The 26369-nt window shown below is 64.5% G+C and carries 25 protein-coding genes and 1 tRNA gene; 12 read left to right on the top strand and 14 right to left on the bottom strand.

All coding sequences use genetic code 11. The annotated features are described in order from the left end of the window. The first annotated feature begins 75 nt into the window (after window positions 1-75). Window positions 76-1623, top strand: a complete 1548-nt coding sequence (locus RTH46_RS03795; protein ID WP_316905070.1) for a beta (1-6) glucans synthase — start codon at window positions 76-78, stop codon at window positions 1621-1623. A gap of 169 nt (window positions 1624-1792) precedes the next feature. Here RTH46_RS03795 and moaB read toward each other — a convergent pair whose 3' ends face one another. Then, window positions 1793-2332 carry a molybdenum cofactor biosynthesis protein B gene (moaB, locus tag RTH46_RS03790; protein WP_110996342.1) on the bottom strand — a complete coding sequence of 180 codons (540 nt, stop codon included), beginning with the start codon at window positions 2330-2332 and terminating at the stop codon, window positions 1793-1795. 182 nt (window positions 2333-2514) lie between these two features. On the opposite strand from moaB, the gene RTH46_RS03785 reads away from it, so the two are divergent. Beyond that, entirely contained in the window at window positions 2515-3402 is an 888-nt protein-coding gene (locus RTH46_RS03785; protein WP_153785848.1) for a LysR family transcriptional regulator, read from the top strand. On the opposite strand, the gene RTH46_RS03780 is transcribed toward RTH46_RS03785, so the two are convergent. Further along, on the bottom strand, window positions 3390-4169 hold the full coding sequence (locus RTH46_RS03780; RefSeq protein ID WP_153785847.1) for an AraC family transcriptional regulator: 780 nt from the start codon (window positions 4167-4169) through the stop codon (window positions 3390-3392). The two genes, RTH46_RS03785 and RTH46_RS03780, sit on opposite strands and share 13 nt — an antisense overlap. Window positions 4170-4500: 331 nt before the next feature. On the opposite strand from RTH46_RS03780, the gene RTH46_RS03775 reads away from it, so the two are divergent. From RTH46_RS03775 to RTH46_RS03755, 5 genes are all read left to right on the top strand, one after another. After that, window positions 4501-6117 (top strand): APC family permease, encoded by a 1617-nt coding sequence (locus RTH46_RS03775; protein WP_153785846.1) that lies wholly within the window; start codon window positions 4501-4503, stop codon window positions 6115-6117. A 114-nt stretch (window positions 6118-6231) separates the two neighbouring features. Beyond that, a complete protein-coding gene (locus RTH46_RS03770) occupies window positions 6232-7158 on the top strand; it encodes a 4-hydroxyproline epimerase (RefSeq protein ID WP_316905069.1) in 927 nt (308 codons plus the stop codon). A 41-nt stretch (window positions 7159-7199) separates the two neighbouring features. Continuing rightward, complete coding sequence (locus RTH46_RS03765) at window positions 7200-8147, top strand: dihydrodipicolinate synthase family protein (protein WP_153785844.1); 948 nt, start codon at window positions 7200-7202, stop codon at window positions 8145-8147. A 104-nt stretch (window positions 8148-8251) separates the two neighbouring features. Continuing rightward, a complete protein-coding gene (locus RTH46_RS03760; RefSeq protein WP_316905171.1) occupies window positions 8252-9829 on the top strand; it encodes an aldehyde dehydrogenase (NADP(+)) in 1578 nt (525 codons plus the stop codon). Window positions 9830-9831: 2 nt separating this feature from the next. Further along, window positions 9832-11073 carry an FAD-dependent oxidoreductase gene (locus RTH46_RS03755; protein ID WP_316905068.1) on the top strand — a complete coding sequence of 414 codons (1242 nt, stop codon included), beginning with the start codon at window positions 9832-9834 and terminating at the stop codon, window positions 11071-11073. A gap of 118 nt (window positions 11074-11191) precedes the next feature. Here the strand turns inward: RTH46_RS03755 and xenA are convergent, their stop codons facing one another. Then, window positions 11192-12283: a xenobiotic reductase XenA gene (gene xenA / locus RTH46_RS03750; RefSeq protein WP_316905067.1), complete on the bottom strand. Its 1092-nt coding sequence runs from the start codon at window positions 12281-12283 to the stop codon at window positions 11192-11194. Window positions 12284-12334: 51 nt separating this feature from the next. Between xenA and RTH46_RS03745 the strand changes: the two genes are divergently transcribed. Beyond that, complete coding sequence (locus RTH46_RS03745; protein ID WP_153785840.1) at window positions 12335-12670, top strand: ArsR/SmtB family transcription factor; 336 nt, start codon at window positions 12335-12337, stop codon at window positions 12668-12670. A 198-nt stretch (window positions 12671-12868) separates the two neighbouring features. On the opposite strand, the gene mqo is transcribed toward RTH46_RS03745, so the two are convergent. The 3 genes from mqo to RTH46_RS03730 form a co-directional block, all read right to left on the bottom strand. Beyond that, window positions 12869-14506 carry a malate dehydrogenase (quinone) gene (gene mqo / locus RTH46_RS03740; RefSeq protein ID WP_125465125.1) on the bottom strand — a complete coding sequence of 546 codons (1638 nt, stop codon included), beginning with the start codon at window positions 14504-14506 and terminating at the stop codon, window positions 12869-12871. Window positions 14507-14755: 249 nt separating this feature from the next. Beyond that, window positions 14756-15289, bottom strand: coding sequence for a hypothetical protein (locus tag RTH46_RS03735; RefSeq protein WP_279845578.1), 534 nt, complete (start codon window positions 15287-15289; stop codon window positions 14756-14758). Between the two features lie 212 nt (window positions 15290-15501). Next, a complete protein-coding gene (locus tag RTH46_RS03730; RefSeq protein ID WP_110992320.1) occupies window positions 15502-15690 on the bottom strand; it encodes a YhfL family protein in 189 nt (62 codons plus the stop codon). Between the two features lie 401 nt (window positions 15691-16091). On the opposite strand from RTH46_RS03730, the gene RTH46_RS03725 reads away from it, so the two are divergent. Then, the gene (locus RTH46_RS03725) at window positions 16092-16577 is read left to right on the top strand and encodes a hypothetical protein (protein ID WP_316905066.1); all 486 of its coding nucleotides are present in this window, start codon (window positions 16092-16094) and stop codon (window positions 16575-16577) included. A 111-nt stretch (window positions 16578-16688) separates the two neighbouring features. On the opposite strand, the gene RTH46_RS03720 is transcribed toward RTH46_RS03725, so the two are convergent. The 5 genes from RTH46_RS03720 to dapA all read right to left on the bottom strand — a co-directional run bounded on the left by RTH46_RS03720 (window position 16689) and on the right by dapA (window position 20389). Continuing rightward, window positions 16689-16778 (bottom strand) — tRNA-Ser (locus RTH46_RS03720). A gap of 91 nt (window positions 16779-16869) precedes the next feature. Further along, window positions 16870-17580 (bottom strand): phosphoribosylaminoimidazolesuccinocarboxamide synthase, encoded by a 711-nt coding sequence (gene purC / locus RTH46_RS03715; protein WP_103444794.1) that lies wholly within the window; start codon window positions 17578-17580, stop codon window positions 16870-16872. Between the two features lie 29 nt (window positions 17581-17609). Then, window positions 17610-18368, bottom strand: a complete 759-nt coding sequence (locus tag RTH46_RS03710; protein ID WP_153785838.1) for an MBL fold metallo-hydrolase — start codon at window positions 18366-18368, stop codon at window positions 17610-17612. After that, window positions 18369-19484 carry an outer membrane protein assembly factor BamC gene (gene bamC, locus RTH46_RS03705; RefSeq protein ID WP_153785837.1) on the bottom strand — a complete coding sequence of 372 codons (1116 nt, stop codon included), beginning with the start codon at window positions 19482-19484 and terminating at the stop codon, window positions 18369-18371. A gap of 17 nt (window positions 19485-19501) precedes the next feature. Then, window positions 19502-20389 (bottom strand): 4-hydroxy-tetrahydrodipicolinate synthase, encoded by an 888-nt coding sequence (gene dapA, locus RTH46_RS03700; protein ID WP_153785836.1) that lies wholly within the window; start codon window positions 20387-20389, stop codon window positions 19502-19504. A gap of 260 nt (window positions 20390-20649) precedes the next feature. Here dapA and RTH46_RS03695 point away from each other — a divergent pair, with 260 nt between their 5' ends. Then, window positions 20650-21210 (top strand): glycine cleavage system protein R, encoded by a 561-nt coding sequence (locus tag RTH46_RS03695; RefSeq protein WP_110992325.1) that lies wholly within the window; start codon window positions 20650-20652, stop codon window positions 21208-21210. Window positions 21211-21220: 10 nt separating this feature from the next. Further along, window positions 21221-21694, top strand: coding sequence for a peroxiredoxin (locus RTH46_RS03690; RefSeq protein WP_153785835.1), 474 nt, complete (start codon window positions 21221-21223; stop codon window positions 21692-21694). Between the two features lie 33 nt (window positions 21695-21727). On the opposite strand, the gene RTH46_RS03685 is transcribed toward RTH46_RS03690, so the two are convergent. Continuing rightward, on the bottom strand, window positions 21728-22798 hold the full coding sequence (locus RTH46_RS03685; protein ID WP_153785834.1) for an AI-2E family transporter: 1071 nt from the start codon (window positions 22796-22798) through the stop codon (window positions 21728-21730). A 21-nt stretch (window positions 22799-22819) separates the two neighbouring features. Further along, window positions 22820-23059, bottom strand: a complete 240-nt coding sequence (locus tag RTH46_RS03680) for a sulfurtransferase TusA family protein (RefSeq protein ID WP_110992328.1) — start codon at window positions 23057-23059, stop codon at window positions 22820-22822. A gap of 106 nt (window positions 23060-23165) precedes the next feature. On the opposite strand from RTH46_RS03680, the gene RTH46_RS03675 reads away from it, so the two are divergent. After that, window positions 23166-24602: a M48 family metalloprotease gene (locus RTH46_RS03675; RefSeq protein ID WP_316905065.1), complete on the top strand. Its 1437-nt coding sequence runs from the start codon at window positions 23166-23168 to the stop codon at window positions 24600-24602. A 102-nt stretch (window positions 24603-24704) separates the two neighbouring features. On the opposite strand, the gene nadA is transcribed toward RTH46_RS03675, so the two are convergent. Further along, entirely contained in the window at window positions 24705-25763 is a 1059-nt protein-coding gene (gene nadA, locus RTH46_RS03670; protein WP_125465132.1) for a quinolinate synthase NadA, read from the bottom strand. Window positions 25764-26369 lie beyond the last annotated feature (606 nt).

Below are 26369 nucleotides of genomic sequence, written 5' to 3'. Positions count from 1 at the left end.
GGGTCCATGCGATTCCCCGTGGGAGCCGGCTTGCCGGCGATGGACCGCGCAGCGGCCCTGCTCACGAACCCGACGATGGACCGCCCGATGTTGCGCACGACCTACCTGCTCGCCTGCCTGCTCGCCCTCCTCGGCCTGGGCGCCCTATGGTACGGCCTCGGCAAGCCGGTGCACCTGCCAGACGCCGCCAGCCCCAGCCACAAACTGCAGTGCGCCTCCTACACGCCGTTCGACAAGGACCAGTCGCCGTTCGACCAGCCGTTTCGCCTGCGCCCGGCGCGCATGGACGCCGACCTGGCACTGCTGGCCGAGCGTTTCCAGTGCATCCGCACCTACTCGATGACCGGCCTTGAAGCCATCCCGGCGCTGGCTCGCAAGCACGGCCTGAAGGTGATGCTGGGGGCCTGGGTCAACGCCAACCCGGTGGACACCGACAAGGAAGTCGAGCTGCTGATTGCCGCCGCCAACGCCAACCCCGACGTGGTCAGCGCGGTGATCGTCGGCAACGAGGCGCTGCTGCGCAAGGAAGTCACCGGCGAGCGCCTGGCCGGGCTGATCAACCAGGTGAAAAGCCAGGTCAAGGTGCCGGTTACCTACGCCGATGTCTGGGAGTTCTGGCTGCAGCACCCGCAGATAGCGCCTGCGGTGGATTTCCTCACCATCCACCTGCTGCCTTACTGGGAGGATGACCCGCGTGGCATCGATGCGGCCCTGGCGCATGTCGCCGACGTGCGTCAGGTGTTTGGCAACCGCTTTGCGCCCAAGGACATCCTGATCGGCGAAACCGGCTGGCCAAGCGAGGGCCGCCAGCGCGAGACGGCGGTGCCGAGCCGGGTCAACGAGGCGCGTTTCATTCGTGGTTTCGTCGCCCTGGCCGAGGCCAATGGCTGGCACTACAACCTGATCGAAGCCTTCGACCAGCCGTGGAAGCGCGCCAGTGAAGGCGCGGTGGGCGGCTACTGGGGGCTGTACGACGCCGACCGCCAGGACAAGGGCGTGCTCGAAGGGCCGGTGAGCAACCTGGCGCTGTGGCCACAATGGCTGCTGGCCTCGCTGCTGTTGCTGCTGGCGACCCTGGCCCTGGCCGGGCGCCCGGCGAATGCCCGCGCCGCCTTGCTGTTGCCGCTGCTGGCCGCGCTGGGCGCCGGCAGCCTGGGGCTGTGGGGCGAGCTGATGCGCACCAATGCACGATTTGCCGGCGAATGGCTGTGGGCCGTGCTGCTGGCCGGGCTCAACCTGCTGGTGCTGGCCCAGGCGGCCTTGGCCCTGGCCCGCCGCGATGGCTGGCGGCAGCGGTTGTTCGCCTGGCTTGAAGGCCATGCTGGCAAGTGGTTGCTGGCCGCAGGGTTCGCGGCGGCGGTGAGCATGCTGGCGATGGTGTTCGACCCGCGCTATCGCAGCTTCCCCAGCGCGGCGCTGCTGCTGCCGGCGGTGGTCTACCTGCTGCGCCCGGTGCGCGCGCCTCGGGCGGAGGTGGCGTTGCTGGCGTTCATCGTTGGCGCGGGCGTGGCGCCGCAGTTGTACCAGGAGGGGTTGGCAAACCGGCAAGCATGGGCTTGGGCGCTGGTCAGCGTGTTGATGGTCGGGGCGTTGTGGCGCAGTTTGCGTTTGCGCAAGGCCTGAAGATGCCGGTCAGTCAAGCCAACTGGGGTCGCAGCGCGCCCCTTCGCGGGTAAACCCGCTCCCACATGGACCCCGCTCGATTCAGACTTTGCGTGATCCTGTGGGAGCGGGTTTACCCGCGAAGGGGCGCAAAGCGGCCCCAGCAATCTCAAGTGAACAGCATTGCTCATCAACCGCGGCTTTCGCACAACTCGATCGGCTTCAGATGCGCCACAAAATTGCACGGCCGGTGCCGGGCATCCAGTTGCTCGGCCAGGATCCCCTCCCACGCCGTGCGGCACGCCCCGGTCGACCCCGGCAGGCAGCACACCAGGGTGCGGTTGGCCAACCCGGCCAGCGCCCGGCTCTGCACGGTCGAAGTGCCGATATCAAGGATCGACAACGCGCGGAACAACTCGCCAAAACCATCGATGCGCTTGTCCAGCAGGCACTCGACCGCTTCGGGTGTACTGTCGCGGCCGGTAAAGCCGGTGCCGCCGGTGATCAGCACCACCTGGACCTGCTCATCGGCAATCCAGGTGGCGACCTGGGCGCGGATCTTGTACAGGTCGTCCTTGAGCAGCTCACGTGCGATCAGCCGATGGCCGACCTCCACCGCACGGCTGGCCAGCAGCTCGCCGGAGGTGTCGTTGGCATAACTGCGGGTATCGCTGACGGTCAGCACGGCGATGTTCAGTGGTACGAACACCGCGTCCGGTTTGACACTCATTGGGTTCTGCTCCGTGATTGGCCTCGCGGCCACGTTAGAGGCAAGCCTCGGCCTGCGTCCAATCGATACGGCGAACCAACCGATCAAGGGCCTCTATCGACCGGTAACCATTAAAGATTGGCCAGCCCGCGCGGAGTTGGTTAAGGTCGCCGAACCCGCCACCCCGCTCGCCAGGCCGCACCATGGACATCAAGCAGCTCAAGTTCCTCATTGCCCTCGACCAGACCCGCCACTTCGGCCAGGCCGCAGCGCTGTGCCATATCACCCAGCCGACCCTTTCGATGCGCCTGCGCAACCTGGAAGACGAGCTGGACCTGGTGCTGGTCAAGCGTGGCCAGCGCTTCGAGGGTTTCACCGAGGCCGGCGAGCGCATCCTGGCCTGGGCCCGTACCCTGCTGGCCGCCCACGATGGCCTGCAGGCCGAGGCCGCCAGCTGCCGTGGCCAGGTGGTCGGCAGCCTGCGCCTGGGCACCGTGCCGCTGGCCAGCTTCAACCCCATGCAACTGCTGCTGCCGCTGCGCGAAAAATACCCCGAGCTGAGCTTCCAGCTGTCGTCGCTGAGCTCCGAGCAGATCATCGACGGCCTGTCGCGCAACCAGCTGGACTTAGGCATCTGCTACCTCGACCAGGTCAATGCCAGCTTCTTCGAAGTGATCGAGCTGAGCACCACCACCATGGGCCTGCTGCACGACACCCGGCATTTTCAGTTCGACGCCGACACCCTGCGTTGGGACCAACTCGGCGAAATTCCGCTTGGCCTGCTGAGCAAGGGCATGCACTACCGCCAGTCACTGGATCTGAGTTTCCGCAGCCGTGGCCTTGAGCCCAATTCGGTACTGGAAAGCGACTCGACCTTCCAGCTGATCCAGGCCATCAATGCCGGGGTGTGCTGCGCGATCATGCCGCTGGATTGCGGCCTGGAGGAGCTGAGCACGCACCTGCGGATCATCCCGGTGGCCGACGCCAGCATCCACAGTCCGGTGGGCCTGCTGCTACGCCGTAGCGAGCCACGCTCGGCGATTGCCGAGCAGTGCTTCGCCGAGGCCAAGGCACTGTTTCAACCTTCCTGAGCTGTCGCCTGGCGATACTGCCTCGGGGTAAACCCGGTCAGCTGCCGGAACTGGCGGCTGAACGCGCTGTGGTCGGTGTAGCCGCAGCGCAGGGCGACCTCGGTGATCGGCAGGTCCGAATGCAGCAACTGATGGGCGTGTTCCAGGCGGGCTTTGTGGATCATCTGCCGTGGCGTCAGGTGGAACACCCGTTTGCAGTAGCGCTCCAGCTGCGCCACTGAAATCCCGGCAATACGGGTCAGCTCGCCCATGCTGATCGGCTGGTGAAAATGCGCGCGGATATGCGCGTCCACCGCGGCCAGGCGCTGATAGGCGGGGTGGGTGTCGGCGGCGGATTGCAGATCCACGGAAATACCCACCAGGCCGATGATCCTGCCGGCGCGATCATGGAGCGGGCGCTTGTGGGTCAGGCACCAGCCCGGTTCGCGGCTGCCGTACAGGTGCAGCTCCAGCTGGTCCTCCAGCACCAAGCCTTGCTCCAGCACGCGGCGGTCCTGCTCGGTGTAGCCGGGGCCGAGCCGGGCCGGGAAGACTTCGGCGCTGGTCTTGCCCAGCAGGGGTTGCAGTTGCTTGAGGCCGCAGCGCTGTACCAGCGTGCGGTTGGCCAGCACGTAACGGGCCTGCTCGTCCTTGATGAAGATCGCCGCGTTGGCGATGACGTCGAGCATCGGCAGCAGCCAGACCACCCCGGTAAGCAGCGCCTCCAGGGACTCGGGGCGGTGCTGGTCGAGCTGCTGGTAGAGGGTGGCGAGAGGTTGCTGGGGCATCGGTATCTTCGCTCCTGATTGTCGGCCTCTCGCGGGGCAAGCCCGCTCCCACGATGCTCAGTAGGCGTGGGAGCGGGCTTGCCCCGCGATTGCCACGCACAGCCATTACCGCAATGGCCTGCAGCCTATCCAGCAACCTCGCCCTTCACCAGCGCTTTCGCGAACTGTGCCGATTTCGTCATCCCCCTTGCCGAAAACCATCAAGAACCCCCGCCCCGATCGGTCCACTCTATGCCCCACGCAAGCCGCCCATGATCTACAAGAACGCGGCCCGAAAAGCCGCATCGTGACATCAGACCTGCCTATCCAAAACCTACAAAAAGGCGACCCCATGTCAGGCAAATTCAAGAAACAGCTGTCATTGCTGGACCTCACCTTCATCGGCCTCGGCGCCATCTTCGGCTCCGGCTGGCTGTTCGCCGCCAGCCACGTGTCGGCCATCGCCGGCCCGGCCGGGATCCTGTCCTGGTTCCTCGGCGGTTTCGCCGTACTGCTGCTGGGCATCGTCTACTGCGAGCTCGGCGCTGCGCTGCCGCGCGCCGGTGGCGTGGTGCGCTACCCGGTGTATTCCCACGGCCCGCTGCTGGGCTACCTGATGGGCTTCATCACCCTGATCGCCTTCTCCAGCCTGATCGCCATCGAAGTGGTCGCCTCGCGCCAGTACGCCGCGGCCTGGTTCCCCAGCCTGACCAAGGCCGGCTCCAGCGACCCGACCGTGCTCGGCTGGCTGGTGCAGTTCGCCTTGCTCGGGCTGTTCTTCGCGCTCAACTACCGCAGCGTGAAGACCTTCGCCAAGGCCAACAACCTGGTCAGCGTGTTCAAGTTCATCGTGCCGTTGCTGGTGATCGGCGTGCTGTTCACCTTCTTCAAGCCGGAAAACTTCGAGGTGCAGGGCTTTGCCCCGTTCGGCATGTCCGGCGTGGAAATGGCCGTGTCGGCCGGCGGCATCATCTTCGCCTACCTGGGCCTTACCCCGATCATCTCGGTGGCCAGCGAGGTGAAGAACCCGCAGCGCACCATCCCCATTGCGCTGATCCTCTCGGTGCTGCTGTCCACCGCGATCTACGCCCTGCTGCAACTGGCCTTCCTCGGCAGCGTGCCGACCGAAATGCTGGCAAACGGCTGGGCCGGGGTAACCAAGGAACTGGCCCTGCCCTACCGTGACATCGCCCTGGCCCTGGGCGTCGGCTGGCTGGCCTACCTGGTGGTGGCCGATGCGGTGGTCTCGCCCAGCGGCTGCGGCAACATCTACATGAACGCCACCCCGCGGGTGATCTATGGCTGGGCGCAGACCGGCACCTTCTTCAAGTACTTCACCCGCATCGACGAGCAGTCCGGCATTCCGCGCCCGGCACTGTGGCTGACCTTCGCCCTGTCGGTGTTCTGGACCCTGCCGTTCCCGTCCTGGGAAGCGCTGATCAACGTGGTCTCGGCCGCCCTGGTGCTGAGCTACGCGGTGGCACCGGTGACCGTCGCCGCCCTGCGCCGCACGGCCCCGGACATGCCGCGCCCGTTCCGGGTCAAGGGCATGGGGGTGCTCGGCCCACTGTCGTTCATCATCGCCGCGCTGATCGTCTACTGGTCGGGCTGGAACACCGTGTCGTGGCTGCTGGCCCTGCAGATCGTGATGTTCGTGCTGTACCTGCTGTGCCGCCGCTTCGTGCCCACCGAGCACCTTTCCATTGGCCAGCAGGTGCGCTCGTCGGCCTGGCTGATCGGCTTCTACGCCGTGACCATCCTGCTGTCCTGGCTGGGCAGCTTTGGCGGGCTGGGGGTGATCGGGCATCCGTTCGACACGGCGGTCGTGGCTGCTGCGGCGCTGGGTATCTATTACTGGGGCGCCGCCACCGGCGTGCCGACTCACCTGGTACGGCTGGATGGCGACGACGAGAGCGAGGCGGCCGGACAGGTGCGCAGCGGCCATCGGCCTGCGGCACTGGCTTCCTGAAAACCGACAGGAACGCGTGGGAGCGGGCTTGCCCCGCGATTCAAGGCAAGCGGCTTCATCGCGGGGCAAGCCCGCTCCCACGGTGCCACCTTAAATCTGCAACGGATAACGCCCATGAAACAGATCCACGTCATCGACTCCCACACCGGCGGCGAACCGACCCGCCTGGTCATGAAGGGCTTCCCGCCATTGACCGGCCGCAGCATGGCCGAACAGCGCGACGAACTGCGCGAGTTGCACGACCACTGGCGCCGCGCCTGTCTGCTGGAACCACGCGGCAACGATGTGCTGGTGGGGGCGCTGTACCGCCCGCCGGTTTCCAGCGACGCCACCTGCGGGGTGATCTTCTTCAACAACGCCGGCTACCTGAACATGTGCGGCCACGGCACCATCGGCCTGGTCGCCTCCCTGCAGCACCTGGGGCTGATCGAACCGGGGCTGCACAAGATCGACACCCCGGTGGGCCAGGTCAGCGCCACCTTGCATGCGGACGGCGCGGTCACCGTCGGCAATGTGCCGTCCTGGCGCTACCGCCAGCAGGTGGCGGTCGAGGTGCCGGGTTTTGGCCCAGTGCGCGGCGACATCGCCTGGGGCGGCAACTGGTTCTTCCTGGTCAGCGAACATGGCCAGCGCCTCGAACTGGACAACGTCGAGGCCCTGACCGACTACACCTGGAAAATGCTCAAGGCCCTGCAAACCCAGGGCATCACCGGCGAGCACGGCGCGCCGATCGACCATATCGAGCTGTTCGCCGACGACGCCCACGCCGACAGCCGCAACTTCGTGATGTGCCCGGGCAAGGCCTATGACCGCTCGCCCTGCGGCACCGGTACCAGCGCCAAGCTGGCGTGCCTGGCCGCCGACGGCAAGCTCGCCGAGGGCCAGGCCTGGGTGCAGGCGAGCATCACCGGCAGCCAGTTCCAGGGCCGCTTCGAGCGCGAGGGCGAGCGTATCCGCCCGTTCATCACCGGCCGCGCCCACATGACCGCCGACAGCACCCTGCTGATCGACGAACAAGACCCGTTTGCCTGGGGCATCTGATCCCGCTTTCTTCCCGACGAACACTGCAAGGAGTGACAACAATGACCGACAACATCTTCACCGGTTGCATGCCCGCCCTGATGACCCCGTGCACCGCGCAGCGCACCCCCGACTTCGATGCCCTGGTGCGCAAGGGCCGCGAACTGATCGAGGCCGGCATGAGCGCAGTGGTGTACTGCGGCTCGATGGGCGACTGGCCGCTGCTGACCGAGGCCGAGCGCCAGGAAGGCGTGGCGCGCCTGGTGGCCGCCGGCATCCCGACCATCGTCGGCACGGGCGCTGTGAACACCCGTGAGGCGGTAGCCCATGCCGCCCACGCGGCCAAGGTTGGCGCCGCCGGCCTGATGGTCATCCCCCGCGTACTGTCCCGTGGCGCCTCGCTGATTGCCCAGAAGCATCACTTCTCGGCGATCCTCGCAGCCGCGCCCAAGCTGCCGGCGGTGATCTACAACAGCCCCTACTATGGCTTCGCCACCCGCGCCGACCTGTTCTTCGAACTGCGCCGCGAGTACCCCAACCTGATCGGCTTCAAGGAGTTCGGCGGCGCCGCCGACCTGCGCTACGCCGCCGAGCACATCACCTCCCAGGATGACGACGTGACCCTGATGGTCGGCGTCGACACGCAAGTGGTACACGGCTTCGTCAACTGCAACGCCACCGGCGCCATCACCGGCATCGGCAACGCCCTGCCACGCCAGGTGCTGCAACTGGTGAGCCTGAGCAAGCAGGCGGCCAAGGGCGACGCCAAGGCCCGGCGCCTGGCGCGGGAGCTGGAAGCGGCGCTGGCGGTGCTGTCGTCGTTCGATGAAGGCTGCGACCTGGTGCTGTACTACAAGCACCTGATGGTGCTCAACGGCGATACCGAATACAGCCTGCACTTCAACGAGACCGACGCGCTCACCGACGCCCAGCGCCACTATGCCGAGCAGCAGTACAGCCTGTTCCGTGCCTGGTACGCCAACTGGTCGGCCGAGCAGAACGTGGTCTGAAGCCCTGCTCGCCAGCAAGGACGGCTCCTGTGGGAGCCGGCTTGCCGGCGATCACCGGCCTGGCCGGTGCCATCCTCCGAATCCTCCGCCCCAAGGACGCCCCCATGCCCCTCACCGGCAACCTGCTGATCGGCCAGCGCGCCGTAACCGGCACCCAGGCCGCGATCCGCGCCATCGACCCGACCACCGACAAACCGCTCGATCCGCCTTACCCCGGCGCCAGCGCCGAGCACCTAGCCCAAGCCTGCGCCCTGGCCTGGGCGGCGTTCGATGAATACCGTGAAACACCGCTGGAACGCCGCGCCCATTTCCTCGAAACCATCGCCGAGCAAATCGAAGCCCTGGGCGATGAACTGATCCACCGCGCCGTCGCCGAAACCGGCCTGCCCGCGCTCCGTATCCAGGGCGAACGCGGCCGCACCTGCACCCAACTGCGCACCTTCGCCCGGGTAGTGCGTGCCGGCGAATGGCTGGACGTGCGCGTCGACCACGCCCTGCCCACGCGCCAGCCGCTGCCGCGCGCCGACCTGCGCCAGCGCCAGGTGGCCCTGGGCCCGGTGGCGGTGTTCGGTGCCAGCAACTTCCCGCTGGCCTTTTCGGTGGCCGGTGGCGATACCGCGTCGGCGCTGGCAGCGGGCTGCCCGGTGGTGGTCAAGGCCCACGGCGCCCACCCCGGCACCAGCGAGCTGGTCGGCCAGGCCGTGGCCCGGGCGGTGAAGTTGTGCGAACTGCCCGAAGGCGTGTTCTCCCTGCTGTACGGCGCCGGCCGCGACGTCGGCCTGGGCCTGGTCAACGACTCGCGCATCAAGGCGGTCGGTTTCACCGGCTCGCGCAGTGGCGGCGTGGCCCTGTGCCAGGCCGCCCAGGCACGCCCGGAGCCGATTCCGGTGTACGCCGAAATGAGTTCGATCAATCCGGTGTTCCTCTTCGACGCCGCCCTGCAAACCCGCGGCGAAACACTGGCACAAGGTTTCGTCGCCTCGCTGACCCAGGGCGCCGGCCAGTTCTGCACCAACCCCGGGCTGCTGATCGCCCGCCAGGGTCCGGCGCTGCAACGCTTCATCGCCGCCGCCGGCGAACAGCTGCAGCGCACCGCCGCGCAGACCATGCTCACCCCTGGCATCTTCGCGGCCTTCGCCGCCGGCGTCGCCGCGCTGGCCGAAAACCGCAACGCTCAACTGGTCGCCAGCGGCCAGGCGCCGCAGGGGCCGAACCAGTGCCAGGCGCAGTTGTTCATGACCGAGGCTACGGCTTTTTTGAGTGACCCGGCCTTGCAGGCCGAAGTGTTTGGCGCAGCTTCATTGGTGGTGGCCTGTGACAGCGATGCCCAGGTGCGCCAGGTCGCCGAGCATCTGGAAGGGCAATTGACGGCCACCTTGCACCTGGACGACGCCGACCTCGACAGTGCCCGGCAACTGCTGCCGACCCTGGAGCGCAAGGCCGGGCGCATTCTGGTCAACGGCTGGCCGACCGGCGTCGAGGTATGCGATGCGATGGTCCACGGCGGGCCGTTCCCCGCCACTTCCGATACCCGCAGCACCTCGGTGGGGACGGCGGCAATCCTGCGCTTCCTGCGCCCGGTCTGTTACCAGGACCTCCCCGATGCCCTGCTGCCCGCCGAGTTGCAACAGGGTAACCCGCTGCAGTTGCGGCGTCTGGTCGACGGCAAACGGGAAGGCTAGGCATGCTCGAAACCCCTGAAACCGATATCGCCGTGGTCGGCGCCGGCATCGTCGGCGTCGCCTGTGCCCTGCAACTGGCCCGCCAGGGCAAGCGGGTGTTGCTGATCGACCGCCAGGCGCCCGGCCATGGCGCCTCCTGGGGCAATGCCGGGCACCTGGCCACCGAGCAGGTGTTCCCGATCGCCGACCTGTCGATCCTCAAGCGCCTGCCGGCCATGCTGCTCGACCCAATGGGCCCGCTGCGCCTGGACTGGAAGTATCTGCCCAGGGCATTGCCCTGGTTCACCCGGCTGCTGCTCAACCTGCGCCCGGCCCCTTTCCAGCGCAGCGTGGACGGCCTGCGCGCACTCAACGAAGCCAGCCTGGGCGCCTGGCAGCGCCTGCTGGGCTCGATCGGGCGCAGCGATCTGCTGCATGAGGATGGCTCGTTGCTGGTATTCGAACGCGCCGAATCGCGCACGGCACTGCAGGCCTTGCGCGCACGCCTGCAGCAGCAGGCGGTGCCGGTGGACTACTGGTCGGCGCAGACCGTACAGGCCGCTGCGCCACAGTTGAACCCGTCGATTCAGGGCGGCCTGTTCTTCCCGCGTACCGGGCATTTCGTCGACCCGTATCGGGTGGTCGACGCGTTGTTCGATGCCGCCCAGGCCGCCGGTGTGCGGTTCGCCAGGCGGCAGGTAAGCGGTGGCCGGCTGCACGCTGGCGGGGTCACCCTGGGCAGTGACCAGGGCGAGCTGCAGGCCCGTCAGGTGCTGATCGCCTGCGGTGCGCATTCGGCAAAACTGGTGCACAGCTTGACCGGCAAACGCGTGCCGCTGGATACCGAACGCGGCTACCACCTGATGCTGCCCAACGAGCAGCAGCGGCTGCCGTTCGCGGTCACCTCGCTGGAGCGCAAGTTCATCATGACGCCCATGGCCGGTGGCTTGCGCCTGGCCGGTACGGTGGAATTCGCCGGGCTCGATGCAGCACCGAGCATGCAACGGGCGTGGCAGTTGCATCGGTTGAGCAAGGGTTTGTTCCAGCGCGAGCTGGATGCCGAGGGGGCGACGCCGTGGATGGGGTTCAGGCCGTCGTTGCCGGATTCACTGCCGGTGATCGATCGGGTGGCGGACGGCAAGGTGTTGCTGGCGTTCGGGCACCAGCACCTGGGGTTGACCCAGGCGGCGGTAACGGCGCAGTGGGTGGGGCAGTTGATTGACGGTTTGCGGATTACCGAGGCTTACCGGTTGGATCGGTTTTAATAGCTGGGGCCGCTACGCGCCCCTTCGCGGGTAAACCCGCTCCCACAGGATCTGCGCCAACCTGAATCCTGTGGGAGCGGGTTTACCCGCGAAGGGCTGCGCAGCAGCCCCCATTCACTCAGCGATAACGCTCAAGCCAGTGCGCGTAAGGCGCAGGCAGCGTCCACGACGCCTTGTCCACCCCCAGCGCCTTGGCAGCAAAATACGGCCAGTGCGGATCAGCCAGGTGCGCACGCCCCACCGAGACCAGGTCCAGCTGGTTGGCCTGCAGCGCCCCTTCGGCCAGCTCCGGCGTACCGAAGCCCCACGCCGAAGTCACCGGCAGTTTCGCTTCCCGGCGTACACGCTCGGCAATCGGCCCCATGAAGGCCGGGCCCCACGGAATGTTGGTGTCGGGGATGGTGAAGCCGACGCTGACGCTCAGCAGGTCCAGGCCACCGGCCTTGAAACGCCGCGCCAGTTCGATGGACTCCTGCAGGGTCTGCTCGTCACGCCCGTCGTATTCCAGCACACCAAAGCGCGCCGTCAGCGGCAGGTGTTCCGGCCACACTTCACGCACGACCGCCAGGGTTTCCAGGAGGAAGCGGCTGCGGTTATCGAAACTGCCACCGTAGGCGTCGGTGCGCTGGTTGGCATGCTCGGAGAAGAAGCTCTGCCCCAGATAGCCGTGGGCGAAGTGCAGCTCGATCCACTCGAAACCGGCATCACGGGCACGGCGGGCTCCGTCGACGAAGTCCTGCTTGACCCGGGCGATGTCATCCAGAGTCATGGCCTTTGGTACTTTCGGCAGGTGGGCGCCGAAGGCGATGGCCGATGGGGCGATGGTGTCCCAGCCGCGTGCGTCGTCGGCGGCGATATGGTCGTCACCTTCCCACGGGCGGTTGGCGCTGGCCTTGCGCCCGGCGTGGGCGATCTGGATGCCCGGCACCGAACCTGCGGCCTTGATCGCCTGCACCACCGGCACGAAGGCCTGGGCGTGGGCATCGCTCCAGATACCGGCGCAGCCGGGGGTGATACGGCCTTCCGGCGACACGGCCGTGGCTTCGACCACCACCAGGCCGGCACCGCCCCGGGCCAGGCCGGCCAGGTGGACATGGTGCCAGTCGTTGATCATGCCGTCCTCGGCCATGTACTGGCACATCGGCGGGATGGCGATGCGGTTGCGCAGGGTGACGTCCTTGAGGGTATAGGGTTCGAACAGGGCGGACATGTCGTTACTCCGGGGTGAGTTAACTTACGATTGTTCGATCATATTCGAACTATGGCAATTTGTGAAACCCCCGTTATCATGTCGGCCATGCGAACCTATACCCACCCCTCCCCCGACAACCTCAGCCTGGAGCGCCTGCTCTACGCCCTGAGCGACCCTGTGCGCATGGAAATCGTCCGCCACCTGGCCGGTGTGGCCGAGGCCAGCTGCGGCGAACTGGATGGCGGGCGGCCGAAGTCGAGCATGTCCCATCACTTTCGCGTGCTGCGCGAGGCGGGGCTGGTGTTTACCCGCAATGTGGGGACCACGCACATGAATTCGCTGCGCAGTGATGAGCTCGAGGGGCGCTTCCCCGGGCTGCTGGGCAGCATTCTCGGGCAGCGCTGACAGGCGAGCAATCCGTGGGAGCGGGCTTGCCCCGCGATGACACCTCACGCTCGACACGCCAGCCTGAGCTGACAGCATCGCGGGGCAAGCCCSCYCCCACGACCGCGTACAAATCTGCAGGCACAAAAAAACCACGAGGCCGCCTGGGGCGACGCTCGTGGTTGGTGTTGCCGGGTTTCCCCGGCAAGCAGCAGGGCCTTACAGCGCCATGTCGTTGGCAGGCTTGCTCTCGACCGCGGCGGCTGGCGCAACGCTGGTGCCGACGCTCTGGTCGATCACTGGCGGCTTCTCCAGCTGCAGCACTTCGGCGGTGTAGTTCCACTCTTTCTGGGTGGCCGCTGCCGAATCGTTCAGCTTGGTACCGTAGCTCGGGACGATCTCCTTGATCTTGGCCTGCCACTCAGGGGTAGCGACCTTTTCCTTGAACACGGTCTGCAGCACGTTGAGCATGATCGGCGCGGCAGTCGATGCACCCGGGGAGGCGCCCAGCAGGCCGGCGATGGTGCGGTCTTCGGAAGCAACCACTTCGGTGCCCAGCTTCAGCACGCCGCCCTTCTCTTCGTCACGCTTGATGATCTGCACGCGCTGACCGGCCTGCCACAGGCGCCAGTCTTCTTTCTTGGCGTTCGGGAAGTAGGTGCGCAGGGCTTCGAAGCGGTCATCATCCGACAGCATCAGCTGGCCGGCGAGGTACTCGACCAGTGGGTACTGTTCGATACCGACCTTGGTCATCGGCCACACGTTGTGCATCGTGGTGCTGCCCAGCAGGTCCAGGTACGAGCCGTTCTTCAGGAACTTGGTCGAGAAGGTGGCGAATGGCCCGAACAGGATGACGCGCTTGCCGTCCAGCACGCGGGTGTCCAGGTGCGGTACCGACATGGGTGGCGCGCCGGTCGAAGCAATGCCGTAGGCCTTGGCCATGTGCTGCATGGCAACGGTCGGGTTCTCGGTCACCAGGAACGAACCGCCCACCGGGAAGCCTGCGTATTCCTTGGCTTCCGGGATGCCCGACTTCTGCAGCAGCTTCAGCGCGCCGCCACCGGCACCGATGAACAGGAACTTGGCGTCGGTGGCCGATTCGGTACCGTCCTTCAGGTTCTTGTACTCGACGTGCCAGGAGCCGTCCGCATTGCGGGTGATGTCCTGCACTTCGGTGGACAGCTTGAGGTCGAAGTTCTCTTTGGTCTTCAGGTGGCCGACGAACTGGCGGGTGATCTCGCCGAAGTTGACGTCGGTGCCGATTGGCGTCCAGGTCACGGCCAGCTTCTGGTTCGGGTCACGCCCTTCCATCATCAGCGGGACCCACTTGGCGATCTGCGCGTGGTCTTCGGAGTACTGCATCGGGCGGAACAGCGGGCTGGTCTGCAGCGCGTCGTAACGCTTCTTCAGGAACTTGATGTTGTCATCGCCCCAGACGAAGCTCATGTGCGGGGTGGTGTTGATGAACGAGTGCGGGTTCTTCAGTACACCCTGGCGCACCTGCCAGGCCCAGAACTGGCGGGAGATCTGGAACGACTCGTTGATCTCGATGGCCTTGGTGATGTTGACGTTGCCGTCTTTGTCTTCCGGGGTGTAGTTCAGCTCGGCCAGCGCGGAGTGGCCGGTACCGGCGTTGTTCCAGCCGTTGGAGCTTTCTTCGGCGACGCCGTCCAGGCGCTCGACCATTTCCATCGACCAGCTTGGCTCCAGCTCGTTGAGCCAGACGGCCAGGGTGGAGCTCATGATGCCGCCGCCAACCAGCAGCACGTCAACTTTTTTGGTCTCTGCTGCGTGCGCTTGCATGAAGCTCGCTGCAACAGCCAGACCCAGCAAGGTCTTGCCAGCTTTCTTGAACATTGATCGATCCCAGTGTGTAGAACGGAGGGTGGGCCTGTGGCTGGCCCAGGTATTCCATGTTCTTCAGCGCAGGCTTGTTGTGATCATTGTTCAGCAGCCAGAGAGCATTGGACGCGCCAGCCTTTGGTCGGATTGACCGACAGGGCTGAAACGATTTACGGATTGTATATGAATTGCCAGCACAAACAAATTGCGGGGGCCCAGGTCAAGGCGACGCGTTGCCTCACACCTGACGGCCCCCGAGGCAGGTCAGTAATCCTTGAGGGCAATCTGCGTGCCGTCGACTGGGGTCAGCAACCACTCCAAGTTCCCCTGCCCGAAACCAGGCCCGGATGGAACCATGAAGTAGCCGGAAACAGCAAAGAGCCCACCGTGCTCGTCATTGCGGCAAGCAGCAAACTTGTCATTGCCCCAAACGTAGCCATCGTCCTGACTCATTTCTGGCTTTGCGAAATAGTAAGATGTACTGGTGCACATTGAACCGTCTTCGCAATCATCATGACGAACCACGAGCGCATTGGATGTCTGCTCCAAAACGGGCAGATCGCTGCGCTCTCGGGTACGGCATACAGAAACGGTAAGATTCACGATCCTGTTAGTGTTCTGCTCGAGAAACGCGTCAAGCTGGTCAACATCCGCGCGCTCGACAATCTCCACCTCAAACTCGCGCATCTGTTTCTTTTGCAGATTGAGTGCATCCGGGAAAAAAACGGCAATAAAACCAGCCGCGCCAGCCACCAAACCCGCCATAGTACTTACGGCAATCCATACCTTGTTTTTCACACCTGCCACCCTGTTTCACTCCTTGGAAAGTCTCTTGCAACATCAAAATCAACCGGCCCTGGCAACCGTAAAGAACATTTTTAGCATGCTCGCGTGCCAGCTTCCACAGCGTGCTGCCCAGCCGAAGAAGCAAAAACAAAAACCCCCGGCCACATCCATGGCCGGGGGTCTTGGATCAGGTCGCAAACGACCCGATCAGGGTACTACCAAGATTACTGCTGAGGCAGCTTATCGATCGCGCCGCAGCCGCCGATGATCTTGGAGATGGAAACCGATGGGTGGAACAGGTAGTCGTACGAGCAGTTCTTAGGCTGGTTGTAGACTTGGCCGGTGCAGCCGGACAGCAGGGCAACGCCCGAAACGAGAGCAACGGCAACAGTAGCTTTGATCAGCTTTTTCATAAAAAATCCTTTAGTCCATGATCCGCCATCATTCTGATGGCCGCCGGATGATACGGGAAAAGCATCACAAATAGAAGCCGTTAGCCTACTTGCATTAGACAGCGAGTTGACTAGCCAAAAACTTTTTCTTCACCTAATCAAAAATTTAACTAGTGATTATCGGCATCCGCGCAAAAACATTTAGCCCCCCACTATGTTTTTTGCATCACAGCCAGGGCCGAACGAAAGTGAGTTTTCTCTGGGTGGGCCCACTTCCACTCAAAAGGTGACAACACCTCAACCTGCCGGCTAGTTGGCTCCATTCCTGCTTTTCGAGTGTTTCCTCTGAGGCTCCACGGCCGCTGCCCGAACCAAGGAAAAGGATGCATCGAGTTGGAGTGCATAAGGAAATCAAAAGCCCCATGATCTTCACTCCCCTCACTCAGAGAGAAAAACCCATGAAGCGATCGAAGTACCTTCCGCCCTGGTACAAGGCCCCACCCAAGCGGAAAACCTACCTGGGCCTGGTCAGCGCAATGCCTGGCCTGTTCATGGCTGGACTATGGTCTTCGAGCTGCCTGAACCCTGCTACCACGTCAGCGGCGTTCTACTTTTCCACTGCCATCTGTTTCCTCATCCCGATAACGAACTACCCACACGCCAAACGACTGCGTCGCGAATACCTTGGATATAGAAAAGCTATCCTTGCAGACCTCCACGCTCCGAACCTTACCGCGAAGGAAGAGATGCAGCTAAGGGCTTACCTGGCAGAGCTGCAAGCCATTTACCATATCACCCATGATCCCGATTCAACCTATGAAGCGGTAGCGGTCATCGGTACGCACATGTATCGGACCGCAAAGACCATCGGTAGATTGAACCACTTGGTGTACCACGCCCTCACTTGAGGGCCTAGAACCAAACCCAGCCAACAGAAGCGACAATTCTTCTAAACAGTACCAGAAACGACGAAGCCCCCGAAAACTCAACGTTTTCGGGGGCTTCGACTACTTCGCATATGGCGGAGAGATAGGGATTTGAACCCTAGGTACTGTTGCCAGTACAACGGATTTCGAATCCGTCCCGTTCGACCACTCCGGCATCTCTCCAATGGCGCGCATCATACCAGCGATTTTGATTCTGGCAAACCTTTTTTGAAAAAAATTCGCGTGGTATCAGGCGCTTGCGTGAACGAGCCGCTTACAGCGGCACGCCCAGGCGTTTTGCAACTTCTTCGTAGGCCTCGATCACATCACCCAGGCCCTGGCGGAAGCGGTCCTTGTCCATCTTCTTGCGGGTTTCTTTGTCCCACAGGCGGCAGCCGTCCGGGCTGAACTCGTCGCCCAGGACGATCTGGCCGTGGAACACGCCGAACTCCAGCTTGAAGTCGACCAGCAGCAGGCCTGCGTCATCGAACAGCTTGGTCAGCACTTCGTTGACCTTCAACGACAGCTTCTTCATCTCGACCAGCTGCTCGGCGGTGCCCCAGCCGAACGCGACAACGTGGGATTCGTTGATGAAGGGGTCGCCCTTCTCGTCGTTCTTGAGGAACAGTTCGAAGGTGGACGGCTCGAGCTTGATGCCCTCCTCCACGCCCAGGCGCTTGACCAGGCTGCCGGCGGCGTAGTTGCGCACCACGCACTCGACCGGGATCATGTCGAGCTTCTTGACCAGGCACTCGTTGTCACCCAACAGTTTGTCGAACTGAGTCGGCACGCCGGCTTCTTCGAGCTTCTGCATGATGAAGGCGTTGAACTTGTTGTTCACCATGCCTTTACGGTCGAGCTGCTCGATGCGCTTGCCGTCGAACGCCGAAGTGTCGTTACGGAACAGCAGGATCAAGCGATCGGCGTCATCGGTCTTGTAAACCGACTTGGCCTTGCCACGGTAGAGTTCTTCGCGTTTTTCCATGATGGGCTCCGCTTGCTTGAGTAGGTGGGCTAGGCGATCAGGCGCCAGTCGAGCCCATGGTCTTGATTAGCCACCTGGAGCCAGTCCGGGTCGCACCCGAGGGCGTCGACGAAGCACTGGCGGGCCAGCTGTGGCTGGTTGTTCTTGCTGCTGAGGTGGGCCAGCACCAGGTGCTGAAGGTTCTGCCAGCCCAACTCGGCCACCAGGCTTGCGGCCTGGTGGTTGTTCAGATGTCCTTGGCTGCCACCGACCCGTCGTTTGAGGAACTGCGGGTAGTGCCCGCGTGCCAGCAGGTCACGGCAGTGGTTGGCCTCGATCAGCAGGGCGTCGAGGGCCTGGTAACGCTGCAGCAGGTACATGTCGTAACTGCCAAGGTCGGTCAGCATGCCGAAGCGCCGGCGACCATCGCTGATCACGTACTGCAGTGGCTCGTAGGCATCGTGCTCGACCCGTGCGGCGCTGACCTGCAGATCGCCGACCTGCAGTGTATCGCCACAGCTGAGAAACCCCGCTACCTCCACCGGTTTGCGCAGGCCACGCAGAGTGCCCTGGCTCATGTAGACCGGTACATTGTAGCGGCGCGCCAGCAAACCCACCCCATGCACATGGTCGGCATGTTCGTGGGTGACCAGCACCGCGCTCAGTTGCGTGGCCGACACCCCGAGCAGCGCCAGGCGCCGCTCGGTTTCCCGTAGCGAAAAGCCGCAATCGACCAGGATGAGCGTGTCACCACTGGCGATCAGCGTGCCGTTTCCCTGGCTACCGCTTCCAAGAACCGCGAAACGCACTTAGCCCAGACGGTCCTGGATTGCGCTCAGCACGCGGCGGGCCACATCGGCCGGGGCCACGGTATTGATGTTCTTCTCGACGGTGACCTGGACGTTTTCACCGACCTTGCTCAGGCGTACCTGGTAACGCTCGGCGCGGGCCTCGCGCTCTTCCTTGCTCGGTTCGCTGCCGAACAGACGGCTGAGGAAGCCAGGCTCCTTCTGCTTGTCGTCCGGTTTTTCCGACAGGTTGATGTAGTACAGGCCCAGGCTGCGGTTGATGTCCTCGACGCGCCACTCGCCCTGCTCCAGGGCGCGGCCCACGCCGGACCAGGCACGGTCGAGGTCGGAGCCCAGGTACAGCACCGGGTTGCCGCTGCCGTCCTCGCTGAGGCTGACCTGGCTCGGCGCATCGAAATCACGCGCGGCCAGCAGCGACACCGAACCGCCCTTCTCGGCGTTGCGGTTCATGCTGGCGAGCATTTCGTCGACCAGCAGCGCATCGGCGCCGGTATTGCTGGAAGTGGACGGGAACTCGGGCTCGGCGGTGCTGCCGGCCGGGCGCTCGACGCTGACCACATACACTTCCGAAGTGTTGCGCTGCACGCCGGGCTCCATGCGCACCCGCACCCGAACTTCGCTGTCGGGGCTGCTGGAGGCGCTGGCCAGACGCTGGCCAAGCGACGCGGAGAGCTCGTCGAAACGCTGCCAGCTGGTGCTGAATTCACCGGTCTGCGGGCGCTCTTCGGCAATGCGGAAGCCGTTGTCTTCGAAGAACTGGTGGGTCACCGGCCAGACTTCGGCCGGCGAGCGCTGGGCCAGCACCCAGCGGCTGCTGCCACTGCGCTGCAGGCTGAAATCGCTGATGTCGGCGGCAGCCGACAGCGGTTGCGGGCGCGGCACTTCGAACTCGCCGGTGGCGTGATCGTCGGCAACGTTGCGCGGGATCGGCAGCAGCGGATCCATGCGCTTGACGTTGCTGGCGTCCGGCGGCAGCTGCATCGGCGCGGTGGGCTGCGCCTGCAGGTAATCGCTGCCGCGGTCGCGGAAATAGCCATCCTCGCCCCACAGCCAGCCACAACCGCTGGTGCTGGAGATGATCAGGGCAAGGGTGGAAAGACCAGCCAGTCGCTTCATGCGGTGTACTTCCTCGATTAAACCAGTACGCCGGACTGGCGCAAGGCAGTACGGACTTTTTCGTGACAGCTGTCGCTCAGCCAGGTCAGCGGCAGGCGGATACCTTTGTGCATCAGGCCCATTTCAACGAGCGCCCACTTCACCGGGATCGGGTTGGCTTCGCAGAACAGGTCTTTGTGCAGCGGCATGAGTTTTTCGTTGATTGCGCGGGCCTTCTCGGCATTGCCCTCAAGGGCGGCCTCGCACAGGTCGGCCATTTCGCGCGGGGCGACGTTGGCGGTAACCGAGATGTTGCCCTTGCCGCCCATCAGGATCAGCTCGACGGCAGTCGGGTCGTCGCCGGACAGGACGATGAAGTCCTTGCTGACGCCTTCCAGGATCTGCTTGGCACGCACCAGGTCGCCCGTGGCTTCCTTGATACCGATGATGTTCGGCACGCTCGACAGGCGGATCACGGTCTCGGCCTGCATGTCGCAGGAGGTGCGGCCGGGCACGTTGTAGAGGATCTGCGGAATGTCGACGGCTTCGGCGATGTGCTTGAAGTGCTGGTACAGGCCTTCCTGGGTCGGCTTGTTGTAGTACGGGACTACCAGCAGGCAGGCGTCGGCGCCGGCGTTCTTGGCGTTCTGCGTGAGGTGCACGGCTTCGGCAGTGGAGTTGGCACCGGTACCGGCGATGACCGGGATGCGCTTCTTGCTGTGCTTGACGCGCTCGACCACGTGCTTGATGACCAGGATGTGTTCTTCTACATCCAGAGTGGCCGACTCACCGGTGGTGCCGACAGCGACGATCGCGTGGGTGCCATTTTCCAGGTGGAAGTCTACAAGTTTGTCGAGGCTGTCCCAATCAAGACGCCCTTGTGCATCCATGGGTGTGACCAATGCCACCATACTGCCCGCAATCATGTAACTGCTCCTGCCGGAAAAAGAGAGCGGTAATGGTACTGGGGGCATCGGCCTTGCACAAGCGAAGCAGGCGGGCGGAGCATTCCCCTTCGCGCCGCTTTTCGCTACCCTTGATCCTTTGATCGGTACAGCGCGGCCCGCCGGGCCGTCGACAGTGCTCCCGGCCTGTGTTCATCGCCATGAAACCGTGGCCGTGCCCCCACGCAAACAGCAGGCTTGTCCCGTCCTGTACCGACCGCTCATCGCTTTAGGAATGCTGCATGTCCACCCCCACCGTTCGCGAACAATTCCTCGTCATCAGCGCCCTGGGCCCCAACCCGATGGAGCTGGCCAATGTTCTGAGCCGCGCAGCTTTCGAAAACCGCTGCGCGGTCGTCACCTCGCGCCTGAGCCGCCACGGCGAAACCAGCGCCCTGGTATTGCAGGTCGGCGGTAGCTGGGATGCCCTGGCGCGCCTCGAGACCACGCTGCCGGGCCTGGCCAAGAAGCACGGCCTGACCCTGGACGTGGTGCGCAGTGCCGAGCAGGAAGTGCGCCCACAGGCCCTGCCTTATGTGGCCTATGTCAGCGCCGCCTATCGCCCGGACATCATCAACGAGCTGTGCCAGTTCTTCCTCGACCACCGCGTCGAGCTGGACGCGATGACCTGCGACACCTACCTGGCCCCGCAGACCGGCAGCAGCATGCTCAATGCCCAGTTCACCGTGATCCTGCCGGCCGGCACCCAGATCAGCTGGCTGCGCGACCAGTTCCTGGACTTTGCCGACGCCCTCAACCTGGACGCGCTGATCGAACCGTGGCGCCCACAGAACCCTGTCTAAGGAAGCCCTCATGGCCGTAGCACTCGACCAACCCGTTGCCGATTTCCAGGCCCAGGCCACCAGCGGCCAGGCCGTCAGCCTCGCCCAGCTCAAGGGCCAGCAGGTGGTGCTGTACTTCTACCCCAAGGACAGCACCCCGGGCTGCACCACCGAAGGCCAGGGTTTCCGTGACCAGTACGCGGCGTTCCAGGCCGCCAATACCCTGGTGTTCGGCGTATCGCGCGACGGCATCAAGTCGCACGAGAACTTCAAGGCCAAGCAAGCCTTCCCCTTCGAGCTGATCAGCGACAAGGACGAGGCGCTGTGCCAGCTGTTCGACGTGATCAAGCTGAAGAAGCTGTATGGCAAGGAGTATCTGGGCGTAGACCGCAGCACCTTCCTGATCGACAAGGACGGTGTGCTGCGCCAGGAATGGCGTGGGGTGAAGGTGCCGGGGCATGTGGATGCCGTGCTCGCGGCCGCCGAGGCCTTGAACAAGGCTTGAGATCGATGGGGGCTGCTTCACAGCCCCCAGCGTTTAAAGCATCGGCGCGACCGATGCCTCCTGCCGCGGCCACGCATCCAGCACCGCCTTGAACAGCGTCGCCAGCGGGATCGCGAAGAAGATCCCCCAGAAGCCCCACAACCCGCCGAATAGCAGCACGGCGCAGATGATCGCCACCGGGTGCAGGCTCACCGCCTCGGAGAACAGCAGCGGCACCAGCACGTTGCCATCAAGCGCCTGGATGATCGCGTACACCGCCATCAGGTAGATGAACTGATCGCCCCAGCCCCACTGGAACAGCGCGATCAGGGTCACCGGCACGGTCACCACCACCGCCCCCACGTAAGGCACCACCACTGACAGCCCCACCAGCAGCGCCAGCAGTGCGGCGTAGTTGAGCCCCAGACTGATGAAAGCGATATAGGTGGCAACACCGCAGATAAGGATCTCGATGCCCTTGCCGCGGATGTAGTTGGCGATCTGCCGGTTCATCTCGTCGCCCACCCGGTTGAGCAAGGCGCGCTCGCGCGGCAGGTAGCCACTGACCCAGCGGCCGATCAGTTCGCGGTCCTTGAGGAAGAAGAACACCAGGATCGGCACCAGCACCAGGTAGATCATCGCATTGACCAAGAGCGGCAGGCTCGACAACGAGAAGGTCAGCGCCCACTGGCCGAACTTGCCGATTTCACCGCGCACCGACTCGATGGCACGCAGCACCTGCTCGTCCGACACCAGGTGCGGGTAGCGCTCGGGCAGCAGCAGCAACAGCGACTGCCACTTGCCCAGCATGCCGGGCAGTTCATTGAACAGGGTGATCAACTGATGCCAGAGCAACGGCACCAGCACCAGCATGAACGCCGCCAGGGCGCCCATGAACAGCGCGAACACCAGCCACACCGCCAGCCGTGTCGGCACCTTGTAGCGCTCCAGGGCGTTGACCAGCCCCTGCATCAGGAAGGCCAGGACCATGCCCGCCAGCACCGGCGCGAGCATCCCACCCAGCGTCAGCACCACGGTGAAGGCCAGGAACAGCAGGACCGCCAGCACCACTGCCTCCTCATCGGAGAAGTAGCGCTGCATCCAGTCGCGTAGCACTTTGATCATTGCCGATCCTTGAATGAAAACTCAGGCCTTGCGCAGCCAGTACGTGTACACCCCGGCCTCGGCCGTTTCGTGCAGCAGCGTATGACCGGCAAGCCGGGCAAAAGTGCGAAAGTCGCGTTGCGAGCCTGCGTCGGTGGCGATCACCTTGAGCACCGCGCCACTGGCCAGGCGATTGAGCTCCATCTTCGCCTTGAGCAGCGGCAAGGGGCAGTTCAGCCCGCTGGCGTCGAGCTCGGCGTCGCAGGTCAGGGTGTCACTCATCGGGCGCGTCTCCACAGGCAGGGCAAAAAGGGCACTAGGATACCGCCACTGGTCGGCATCGTGCGACCCGGCTACAGTAAGGCTTTTGACCGACGCGAGCTTGTGCATGAATCTACTGCGCCCCACCCTGCTGACGCTGGCCTGCCTGATGGCCCTCCCCGGCCACGCCGACGACCTGCCGTCACTGGGCGATGCCAGTTCCGCGATCGTTTCGCCACAACAGGAGCACCAGCTCGGGCGTGCCTGGCTGAGCCTGCTGCGTGGCAACGTCAACCAGCTGAACGACCCGCAACTCAAGGATTTCGTCGAGACCAGCGTGTACAAGCTGGCCGAGACCAGCCAGGTGCAGGACCGGCGCCTGGAGTTCATCCTCATCGACAGCAAGGAGCTCAACGCCTTCGCCGCCCCCGGTGGCATCGTCGGGGTCAACGGCGGGCTGTTCCTCAATGCCCAGACCGAAGGCGAGTACGCCTCGGTACTGGCCCACGAACTGGCGCACTTGTCGCAGCGCCACTTCGCCCGTGGCGTCGAAGCCCAACAGCGCATGCAACTGCCGATGATGGCGGCGCTGCTGGCAGGCATCGTGCTGGCGGCGGGGGGCGGTGGCGACGCCGGCATCGGCGTGATTGCCGGCACCCAGGCAGCGGCCATCCAGGAACAGCGGCGCTTCTCCCGACAGAACGAGCAGGAGGCCGACCGCATCGGCATCCAGAACCTCGAAAAAGCCGGTTACGATCCGCGCAACATGCCCAACATGTTCGAGCGCCTGGCGCGCCAGTACCGCTACGACGCCAAACCGCCGGAATTCCTCCTGACCCACCCGGTCACCGAATCCCGGGTGGCCGACACCCGCAACCGCGCCGAGCAGGCACCCCAGGGTGGCGTCGAGGACAGCCTGCGCTACCAGTTGATCCGCGCCCGCGTGCAGCTCACCTACGAAGGCACCCCGGGCCTGGCCGCCAAGCGCTTCCGCGCCCAGCTTGACGAGAACCCGCAAATGGATGCCGCGCGCTATGGCCTGGCGCTGGCACAGATCAAGGGTGGCCAACTCAACGAAGCGCGGGAGAGCCTCAAGCCACTGCTGGCCAAGGCGCCCAACGACATCACCTACAACCTGGCGCAGATCGACCTGGACATCACCAACAACCGCCTGGCCGATGCCCAGCAGCGTGCGACACGCCTGCAGGCGCTCTACCCTGGCAACTACCCGTTGAAACAGGTGCGCGCCGACCTGCTGGTCAAGCAGGGCAAGCCGGCCGAAGCGGAGAAAGTGCTGGATGATCTGGTCAAAAGCCGCCCGGACGATCCGGACGTGTGGTACGACGTTGCCGAAGTGCGCGGCCTGTCCGGCAACACCATCGGCCTGCACCGCGCCCGCGCCGAGTACTTCACCCTGGTCGGCGACTTCGACCAGGCGATCCAGCAGTTGGACTACGCCAAGCGCCGTTCGGGCAGCAACTTCCCGCTGGCCTCGCAGATCGACCAACGCCAGCGCGAGATCATGGAGCAGCAGCGCATGGTCAAGGACATGATGGGGCGCTGATTTACAGCCAGAAACCATCGCGGGGCAAGCCCGCTCCCACGTTCATGCGTGGGAGCGGCGGTGCGCCGCTGCGACTTGCCCCGCGATGGTTTCAAGCTTCGGTCAGGCGTTGCCCGACAACTTCAAGCGCGCCGCCTGGGTGAAATCGAGCATGCGGTTGAGCGGCTTGATCGCCTTGGGGATCAGCGCCGGCTCGACGAAGATCTCGTTGCTGCCGGTGCGCAGGCAATCCAGCACACGCTCCAGGGTATTCATGGCCATCCACGGGCAGTGCGCACAGCTGCGGCAGGCCGCGCCGTTGCCGGCGGTGGGGGCTTCGACGAATTCCTTGTCCGGGCACAGCTGCTGCATCTTGTAGAAGATGCCGCGGTCGGTCGCGACAATGAACGTCTTGTTCGGCAGGGTCTGCGCAGCCTTGATCAGCTGGCTGGTGGAACCCACCGCGTCGGCCAGCTCGATCACCGCTTCCGGTGACTCCGGGTGAACCAGGATCGCCGCGTCCGGGTACAGCGCCTTCATGTCGGCCAGTTGGCGCGACTTGAATTCTTCGTGGACGATGCAGGCACCGTCCCACAGCAGCATGTCGGCGCCGGTCTGCTTCTGGATGTAGCGGCCCAGATGCTGGTCCGGGCCCCAGATGATGGTCTCGCCGTTGTCCATCAGGCTTTCGACGATTTCCAGTGCGCAGCTGGAGGTCACGACCCAGTCGGCCCGCGCCTTCACTGCGGCGGAAGTGTTGGCGTACACCACCACGGTGCGCTCGGGGTGCTGGTCGCAGAAGTCCGAGAACTCCTTGACCGGGCAGCCCAGGTCGAGCGAGCAGGTGGCTTCCAGGGTCGGCATCAGCACGCGCTTTTCCGGGGTGAGGATCTTCGCCGTCTCGCCCATGAAGCGCACTCCGGCCACGATCACCGTGTCAGCGGGGTGGTTCTTGCCGAAGCGGGCCATTTCCAGCGAGTCGGACACGCACCCGCCGGTCTCCTCGGCCAGGGCCTGGATCACCGGATCGCAGTAGTAATGGGCGACCAGCACGGCATTCTGCTTCTTCAGCTCGGCGGCGATGGCCGCACGGTATTCGGCCTCCTGCGCGGGCGTCAGCGGGTGGGGCTGCTTGGCGTCGAGGTGGGCCTGTACCAACAGGCGTTCGGAAATCTGGGTCATGATCGCAGGACCTGCAGGGCGCGTACGCGCGTCAATCGAGTGTATCACCCGGCCCTGACAGATCGGCTAGCGGTGCCGGACGGCCAGCTGGGCGGGCCCTCGCGGCCCCTCTGCGGGCGCGGATTATTATCGGACGGCGAAGGCTACAGGCAATCGGAGCGATGCAAAAGGGGTTTTTGCGTGGCGGCTCTGAATGCAATCGCGGGGCAAGCCCGCTCCCACGCTAGAGCGAACGTGGGAGCGGGCTTGCCCCGCGAATTGGGCGTGAAACCTGCGATCAGCCCTGAGGCTGCAGCGCCGCCAGGTGGCCGCTGATCAGCATGGCGAACTCTTCGACGGTCATTTTCTTGCCGTTGAAGTCGAACGTGGGAGCGGGCTTGCCCCGCGAATTGGGCGTGAAACCTGCGATCAGCCCTGAGGCTGCAGCGCCGCCAGGTGGCCGCTGATCAGCATGGCGAACTCTTCGACGGTCATTTTCTTGCCGTTGAAGTCGACCATGCCATCGGCATATCGCGGAGCAAGCCCGCCCCCACGCCAGAGCCAACGTGGGAGCGGGCTTGCCCCGCGAATTGGGCCTGGAACCTGCGATCAGCCCTGGGGCTGCAG

The organism is Pseudomonas sp. zfem004 (genome assembly GCF_032621715.1).
Lineage (GTDB): Bacteria > Pseudomonadota > Gammaproteobacteria > Pseudomonadales > Pseudomonadaceae > Aquipseudomonas > Aquipseudomonas sichuanensis.
The sequence above is the reverse complement of the archived record's forward strand: the minus strand, read 5'-3'. Positions and strand labels throughout refer to the sequence as shown.